General features: G+C 62.7%; 8 protein-coding genes and 1 pseudogene. 5 read left to right on the top strand and 4 right to left on the bottom strand.

The features are described from left to right. Positions 1 to 147 (bottom strand): annotated as a pseudogene (locus BFP89_RS28285) (ribonucleotide-diphosphate reductase subunit beta); the annotation flags it as partial. A 301-nt stretch (positions 148 to 448) separates the two neighbouring features. On the opposite strand from BFP89_RS28285, the gene BFP89_RS05735 reads away from it, so the two are divergent. From BFP89_RS05735 to BFP89_RS05745, 3 genes are all read left to right on the top strand, one after another. Then, complete coding sequence (locus tag BFP89_RS05735) at positions 449 to 967, top strand: sigma-70 family RNA polymerase sigma factor (protein WP_065884569.1); 519 nt, start codon at positions 449 to 451, stop codon at positions 965 to 967. Beyond that, positions 964 to 1,872 carry a FecR domain-containing protein gene (locus tag BFP89_RS05740; protein ID WP_065884570.1) on the top strand — a complete coding sequence of 303 codons (909 nt, stop codon included), beginning with the start codon at positions 964 to 966 and terminating at the stop codon, positions 1,870 to 1,872. Before BFP89_RS05735 ends, BFP89_RS05740 begins: the two co-directional genes overlap by 4 nt. Positions 1,873 to 2,014: 142 nt before the next feature. Next, positions 2,015 to 2,230 (top strand): TOBE domain-containing protein, encoded by a 216-nt coding sequence (locus BFP89_RS05745; protein ID WP_057725249.1) that lies wholly within the window; start codon positions 2,015 to 2,017, stop codon positions 2,228 to 2,230. 47 nt (positions 2,231 to 2,277) lie between these two features. Here BFP89_RS05745 and BFP89_RS05750 read toward each other — a convergent pair whose 3' ends face one another. Further along, positions 2,278 to 3,423 (bottom strand): MalY/PatB family protein, encoded by a 1,146-nt coding sequence (locus tag BFP89_RS05750; RefSeq protein ID WP_065884571.1) that lies wholly within the window; start codon positions 3,421 to 3,423, stop codon positions 2,278 to 2,280. A gap of 189 nt (positions 3,424 to 3,612) precedes the next feature. On the opposite strand from BFP89_RS05750, the gene ggt reads away from it, so the two are divergent. Then, positions 3,613 to 5,337 carry a gamma-glutamyltransferase gene (gene ggt, locus BFP89_RS05755; protein ID WP_065884572.1) on the top strand — a complete coding sequence of 575 codons (1,725 nt, stop codon included), beginning with the start codon at positions 3,613 to 3,615 and terminating at the stop codon, positions 5,335 to 5,337. 76 nt (positions 5,338 to 5,413) lie between these two features. Then, on the top strand, positions 5,414 to 6,208 hold the full coding sequence (gene xth / locus BFP89_RS05760) for an exodeoxyribonuclease III (protein WP_065884573.1): 795 nt from the start codon (positions 5,414 to 5,416) through the stop codon (positions 6,206 to 6,208). Here xth and BFP89_RS05765 read toward each other — a convergent pair. Together BFP89_RS05765 and pnuC are read right to left on the bottom strand one after the other, a co-directional pair. Continuing rightward, positions 6,205 to 6,741 carry an AAA family ATPase gene (locus BFP89_RS05765; protein WP_065884574.1) on the bottom strand — a complete coding sequence of 179 codons (537 nt, stop codon included), beginning with the start codon at positions 6,739 to 6,741 and terminating at the stop codon, positions 6,205 to 6,207. The two genes, xth and BFP89_RS05765, sit on opposite strands and share 4 nt — an antisense overlap. Beyond that, a complete protein-coding gene (pnuC, locus tag BFP89_RS05770; RefSeq protein ID WP_065884575.1) occupies positions 6,738 to 7,301 on the bottom strand; it encodes a nicotinamide riboside transporter PnuC in 564 nt (187 codons plus the stop codon). Before pnuC ends, BFP89_RS05765 begins: the two co-directional genes overlap by 4 nt. Positions 7,302 to 7,529: the final 228 nt, after the last annotated feature.

Consider the following 7,529-nt stretch of genomic DNA (forward strand, 5'->3'; position numbering starts at 1 on the left):
GGCGGTGACGGCGCGGGCTTCGATGGCGGCGGCGGCGCCGGCTCCGTCGAGGCGGTCCATGTTGGCTTCGGTGGCGTGGCCGGCGTTGGCGCCTCTGACTACCGCTGCAACGCTGTCTTCGTTGTCGACTTCATCCCAACTCAGCATTGAAATACTCCTTCCAGATCTGTTCTGACGGTGTGCGGACCCGTCCAAAAAATAGGCGGTTTGCAGGCTTCAGGCATTGAAATACTGCGCAGAGTGTGGTCGGAAAATACCAATACTGCACACTATGTAGTGGTCTGTTCTGTTTGTGGGCACACTATATGGTGTGTAACAGGGGAGGTCAACGCGCAAGAAGATCGTCTGTACGTTAAACGTCGCGTTGAAAAGATCGTGGTATAGCGACGCAACATTAAATAGAATGAATCTCATTTGAGACTCAGTCGCGCCGCGCAGGTCGCTTGCCATGAATGATGTTGTTGTACCGACCCATGCCCCCGAACCGACCGTATCGAGCCTGTACCGCGACCATCACAGCTGGCTGGAAAGCTGGCTGCGCCGGCGTTTGGGCAATGCCTGGGACGCCGCGGACCTGAGCCAGGATACCTTCCTGCGCGTGCTTGCCAGCGCGCAGCCGATCGAGCAGATGCAGGAGCCGCGCGCCTATCTGGTGACCGTCGGCAAGCGCCTGCTGGTGAATTTCCATCAGCGGCGCAGCCTCGAGCAGGCTTACCTGAATGCCTTGGCCAGCCTGCCGCAGGCTTGCGTGCCTTCGCCGGAACAACGCTGGTTGTTGCTGGAAACCTTGCACGCCCTGGACGACCTGCTTGAGGGATTACCGGTGCAGGTGCGCCGCGCTTTTCTATGGAGCCAGCTGGAAGGCCTGGGTTATCGGGAGATCGCCGCACGCCTCAACGTCTGCGAGCGCACGGTAAAACGCTACATGGCCCAGGCCTATGAACACTGCCTGCTGGTGAACCTGTGAACCGCGACGTTGCCCGCGCCGCCGCCCAGTGGCTGGCGCTGCTGGAGTCAGGCGCGGCCACCGAGCGCGACCACGCCGCGTTGCAGCGCTGGCGTGACAGCCATCCCCAGCACGAACAGACCTGGCAACGCGCGCAGGCCCTGCGCCAGCGTTTCAGCGACTTGCCCCAGGCCCTGGCGATGGCCAGCCTTGATCGCCCGCAACCCGGACGGCGTGCTGTGCTCAAGCGCGCGCTGGGCATAGCGGCACTGCTGCCGACGGCCTGGCTGCTCAGCCGGCAATTGCCCATCCAGACCTGGCGCGCCGACCTGCACACCGCCACGGGGGAGCGCACGCGCATGGCATTGGCTGACGGCGCCAGCGTGCAACTCAATACCGCGACGGCGGTGGACGTGGACCTGGCGCAGCGACGCATCACCCTGGTCGAGGGTGAGCTGGCGTTGAATGTACCCGCAGCGACGGCGATGAGCGTACAGACGCGTTACGGCGAGCTGACGGTCAGCCAGGCTGAAGTGTGTGTCCGGCAATTGGACACCGCTTGCCTGGTGTCCGTGCTCAAGGGCTCCGTGCGGGTACGCGACCTGGACGGGCGCACGGCAACCTTGCAAGGGGGGCAGCAAGCGCCGTTGAAAAGCACCGGGCTCGGCGCCTGGGTCGCGTTCGATGCGCTGCAACTGGGCTGGCGCGACGGTGTACTGACCGCGCAGAACCAGGCGCTGGGGGATTTCCTGCGGGAATTGGCGCGTTATCGGCCAGGCGTGCTGCGCTGGGACCCGCGCCTGGAACAGTTGCGGGTCACCGGCAGTTTTCGTCTGGACGACACCGACCGTATCCTCGACCTGCTGGCCTCCAGCCTGGGATTGCACGTACAGGCGCGGACACGCTATTGGGTCACGCTGTCCTGAAGCGCTGGGATGGGCAGCGCTTTATATATCCATATCGAATAAATAAAGAGTTATATATTCCTTTTGTTATTTTTCTCGATGGCGCATTTTGAGGGCCTGCGCATTCGTGCGGATTGACCCAACAGCCAAAAGGAAAGCCGACATGACCATCAAAGCGATCAACGTGCGCAACCAGTTCAAGGGCACCATCAAGGAAATCCTGCTCGGGGAAGTGGTGTCGGAAATCGACGTGCAGACTGCGTCCGGCATCGTCACTTCGGTCATCACCACCCGTTCGGTGCGTGATCTGGAGTTGAAAGTGGGCAGTGAAGTGATTGCCTTCGTGAAATCCACCGAAGTGTCGATTGCCAAACTCTGAGACACGCATGAGAGCGGGGCCGCCGCGCTGCCCCGGTCCCTCGCCACCTACAGCTGGCGCAGGGCGCGCTCCATGCGTTGCACGCCTTCTTCCAGCATCGCCCGTGGGCAGCCGAAGTTCAGGCGCACGAACTGTTGGCTGTCATCGCCAAACTCAATCCCGGCACTCAACCCAACCTTGGCCTGTTCAAGGAAAAACCGTTGCGGGTCTTCCAGGCCCAAAGCGCTGCAATCGAGCCAGGCCAGGAATGTACCTTGCGGCGCGTGCATGACCACGCCGGGCAGGCGGTTTTGCACGGCGTCGAGCAGGTAGTCACGGTTGCCTTGCAGGTAATGCAACAGTGCCTCTAGCCAGTCGCCGCATGCGCTGTAGGCGGCGCGGGTGGCTTCCAGGCCGAGGGGGCTGACGCTGTCGACCATGCCGCAGCGGGCCTGGTTGAAACGCTCGCGAATCGCGGCATTCTGGATCACCGCAAAACAGGTCTTCAGGCCGGCGACGTTATAGGCCTTGCTGGCCGACATCAGTGTGATGGTGCGCTGCGCGATCTCGGGGCTGAGGCTGGCGGTGGGAATATGGCGACGGCCGTCAAAGCACAGTTCGGCGTGGATTTCATCGGAGATGATCAGCGCGCCGTTTTCCATGCACGCCTGTGCAATCGCCAGCAGCTCCTCGCGGGGGAAGACCTTGCCGATCGGGTTGTGCGGGTTGCTCAGCAGCAGCGCACCGGCACCGCTCAAGGCATCGCGCATGGCCGCCAGCGGCGTGCGGTATTGGCCATCGATCAGCTCGAACGGCACTTCGATGCGCGGCAGGTTCCAGTGGCCGGGCGCCAGGCGAATCGGCCGATAGTTGGGGGTTTGCAGCACCACCGGTTGGCCCGGCTGGACGAACGCGTGCAGCGCCATGTTGAAACCCGGTTCGACGCCGGGCAGGAACAACAGCTCATCCGGTTCAACACGCCAGGCGTACTTGGCCCACAGGTCGGCGATGATCGCCTCGCGCACATCCGGGCCGGCGACACTGTAGCCGAGCACCTGCTGGTCGAGGCGCGCATGCAGGGCCTCGAGCACGGCGGGCGGGGCGGCGATGTCCATGTCGGCGATCCACATCGGCAACACGTCTTGCGGGTAGCGGTTCCACTTGGTGCTGCCGGTGCCGAGGCGTGGGTGGATCGTGTCGAAATCAAAGCTCATGGGGCGCTCGTATCAGGGGGGTATAAAGAGTGGCGCTGATTCTAGCGCCATTCGTTTTATAGGCCAGCGCTGAATATGTCGGGCCACCGTTCCATCACCGACAAGCTCTGTCATAAAAACGCCATGGTGCTGGGGATCGAATCAGGGAAGGGCTATTTTGGTGCATCTCAATCACTCGAGTAGTCACGGATGAAATACCAAGCCTTCAACCGCACCTTGATTGCCACTGTCCTGGTGTTGACGGTCAGTGGTGTGCAGGCCGCTTCCCAGGCTCCGGTGGCCGGGGAAAATGGCATGGTGGTCACCGCCCAGCATTTGGCAACGCAGGTGGGCGTGGATGTGCTCAAGGCCGGTGGCAATGCGGTGGATGCGGCCGTTGCGGTCGGTTACGCCCTGGCCGTCGTGTACCCGGCGGCGGGCAACCTGGGCGGCGGTGGGTTCATGACCGTGCAACTGGCGGACGGGCGCAAGACGTTCCTCGACTTTCGCGAAAAAGCCCCCTTGGCGGCAACGGCCAATATGTACCTGGATAAAGACGGCAACGTCATCGAGGGCCTGAGCGCCAAGGGTCATCTGGCCGTCGGCGTGCCTGGCACTGTTTCCGGCATGGAGCTGGCCCTGAACAAATACGGCACGCTCAAGCGCGCCCAAGTGATTGCGCCGGCGATCAAGCTGGCAGAAAACGGTTTTGCCCTGGAGCAGGGCGATATCGACCTGCTGCACACCGCCATCGGCGAGTTTGAAAAAGATCAGGACCTGCGCGCGATCTTCCTGCACAACGGGCAACCGCTGCAGGTCGGCCAGACGCTGGTGCAGAAGGACCTGGCCAGGACCCTCAAGGAAATTTCCGCCAAGGGCAGCGACGGCTTCTATAAAGGTTGGGTCGCCAAGGCCCTGGTCGACTCCAGCCAGGCCGGCAAGGGGTTGATCACCCAGGCTGACCTGGACCGATACAAAACCCGCGAATTGGCGCCCATCGAGTGCGACTACCGTGGCTACCATGTGGTCTCGGCGCCGCCGCCAAGCTCCGGTGGCGTGGTGATCTGCCAGATCATGAATATCCTTGAAGGCTACCCGATGGCGGACCTGGGCTATCACTCGGCCCAGGGTCTGCACTATCAGATCGAAGCGATGCGCCACGCGTATGTGGACCGCAACAGCTACCTCGGCGACCCGGATTTCGTGAAGAACCCGATCGCGCATCTGCTGGATAAAAACTACGCGGCGAAACTGCGCGACGCGATCGAACCGCACAAGGCCGGGGATTCCCAGGCGATCAAGCCGGGGGTATCACCCCATGAAGGCAATAACACCACTCACTACTCCATCGTCGACACCTGGGGCAACGCGGTTTCCGTCACCTACACCCTCAACGACTGGTTCGGCGCGGGCGTGATGGCAAGCACGACCGGGGTGATCCTCAATGATGAAATGGACGACTTCACCGTCAAGGTCGGCGTGCCGAACATGTACGGGCTGGTCCAGGGTGAAGCCAATGCCATTGCGCCAGGCAAGGCGCCATTGTCGTCAATGAGCCCGACCATCGTGACCAAGGATGGCAAGGCGGTCATGGTGGTGGGGACGCCGGGCGGCAGCCGCATCATCACCGCCACCTTGCTGACCATCCTGAATGTCATCGACTACAAGATGAACATCCAGGAGGCCGTGGACGCGCCGCGTTTCCACCAGCAGTGGATGCCGCCAGCCACCAACCTGGAAACCTTTGCGGTCAGCCCGGATACCCGCAAGCTCCTCGAAAGCTGGGGCCATACGTTCGCCGGGCCCCAGGATGCCAATCACGTGGCCGCCATCCTGGTGGGCGCTCCGGCCCTGGATGCCAAGCCGGTGGGCAACAACCGCTTCTATGGCGCGAATGACCCGCGTCGCAATACCGGGCTGTCGTTGGGGTACTGACACCCGACTCGCTCGCGCATGGAACATCTGCGGCCTTTCCGGGCTCTACCCCAGGAGCCCCGAAAGGACCCCAGCCATGAAAGCGCTGAAAATCGCCACCTTCAACATCAACGGTATTCGTGCCCGCCTGCCTAACCTGCTGCACTGGCTGGCGCGCGAGCAGCCGGACATCGTTTGCCTGCAGGAACTCAAGGCGCCGGAGAGCCTGTTTCCCTATGCCGATTTCGAAGCGGCCGGCTACGGCGCGATTTGCCTGGGCCAGGCCTCGTGGAACGGGGTGGCGATTCTGGCCAGGGACGCCCAGCCGCTGGAAAGCCGGCGCGGCCTGCCTGGTGACGACAGCGACGATCAAAGCCGCTACATCGAAGCGGCCGTGCATGGCGTGCTGGTTGGCTGCCTGTACCTGCCTAACGGTAACCCGCAACCGGGGCCGAAATTCGATTACAAACTGGCCTGGTTCGAACGCCTGATCGACTACGCCCGGGCGTTGCAGGCCAGTGAGCATCCGGTACTGCTAGCCGGGGATTTCAATGTGGTGCCCACTGACCTGGACATCTACAACCCGCGCTCCTGGCTCAAGGATGCATTGTTGCAACCCGAGAGTCGGGCCTGCTATCAACGCCTGCTGGAACAGGGCTGGACGGATTCACTGCGGCATTTGTACCCCGAAGAACGGGTGTACACGTTCTGGGACTATTTTCGCCAGCACTGGCAGAAGAATTCAGGCCTGCGCATCGACCATCTGTTGCTCAACCCCGCGCTCAAGCCCTATCTCAAGAATGCCGGCGTCGATGCCTGGGTGCGCAACGAGGCGCATGCCAGCGACCATGCGCCGACCTGGATCGAGCTCGGTACGCGCAAGAAGCGTTAATCGGTCGCTGCAGACGCGAGCAAGCGCTCCACGGCAGCAAACGCCGCCGCCCGGCGCGCTTGCCAGTCTCCCCTGATCACCGCCACCGGCTGATGGTGCGCGTGCATCCAGTCCAGGCTGGCCTGGAAGAACGCCCGGCGGTCCGCCAGTTGCGGCTGGCAGCGCTGGCCGTCGGCGCTCCATTCCACGTCTTCGGGCGACAGCAACAGATGCAGGTCGTAGTGACGGGCCAGCAGTTCGCTGTCGAGCCAGCCTGGGTAATCGCCAAACAGCGTCTGGCTCCAGAGCCGGTTGGTCAGCAGGTGGGTGTCGAGGATCAGCAGCGCCGGGCGCCGGGCGCGCGCCGCATCCTCCCAGGCCAACTGGCCCCGGGCGATCGCCGGGATATCCGCCAGGCAGGTATCGCGTTGATGTTCGTCGATGAAATGGCGCACGTATTCACCCACCATCAGCCCGCCGAAGTGCGCATGCAGCTCTGTGGCCAGCCAGCTCTTGCCGCTCGATTCCGGGCCTGCCAGCACCACCACCTTCATGGGTGCAACGCCGGGTCGGCGCGCCATTCACGCCAGCCTTGCACGGCAATCACGGTAAACAGCGCATACAGCGCGGCGGTGAGGTACAGGCCTTTGTAGAGGAACAACCCGACGAAAATCACATCCAGCACGATCCACAACGGCCAGCACTGCACGCGCTTTTGCGCCATCCACAACTGCGCCACCAGGCTGAAGCCGGTCAGCGCCGCGTCGAGCCAGGGCTGGGCGGCGTCGGTCCAGTGAGCCATGGCGGCGCCGAGCAACAGGCTGCCGACAGCGCCCACGGCCAGGCCGGTCATGACCGCCGGCATGCCCAGGCGAGTCACCTGGCGTCCCTGCCTGACCGCGCCGGCGCGAGTCCATTGCCACCAGCCATAGAGTTGCAGGACGGCATACACCACTTGCAGCAACATGTCGGAGTAGAGTTTTACGTCGTAGAACACCCAGGTATAGAGCAGCACCATCACCAGGCCGATGGGCCAGCACCAGGGGTTCTGCTTGACCGTCAGCCAGACGGCGATCACCCCCAGTGCGGCGGCGAACAGTTCAAGCCCGGACATGGCGGTTCCTTGGGGAGTGGGAGAGGGCGGTGATTGTACCCAGAGGTGGACGATCCTCAAAACACAGCAGGTAAATGTGCGAGGGGGCAAGCCCCCGATGGTTATAGGTGTCCACACAACGCTATAGCGCCAAACGTAACCACGATGCGAAGCGAGCCGCTCTTGATCTTGATCTGCTTTTGATCTCAGGCGCCCCGTTAAACCACGCTGGCCGAACGCAGGCTTGAA

The sequence above is a fragment of the Pseudomonas sp. 31 R 17 genome, from assembly GCF_900004915.1.
GTDB classification, from domain to species: Bacteria; Pseudomonadota; Gammaproteobacteria; order Pseudomonadales; family Pseudomonadaceae; genus Aquipseudomonas; species Aquipseudomonas orientalis_A.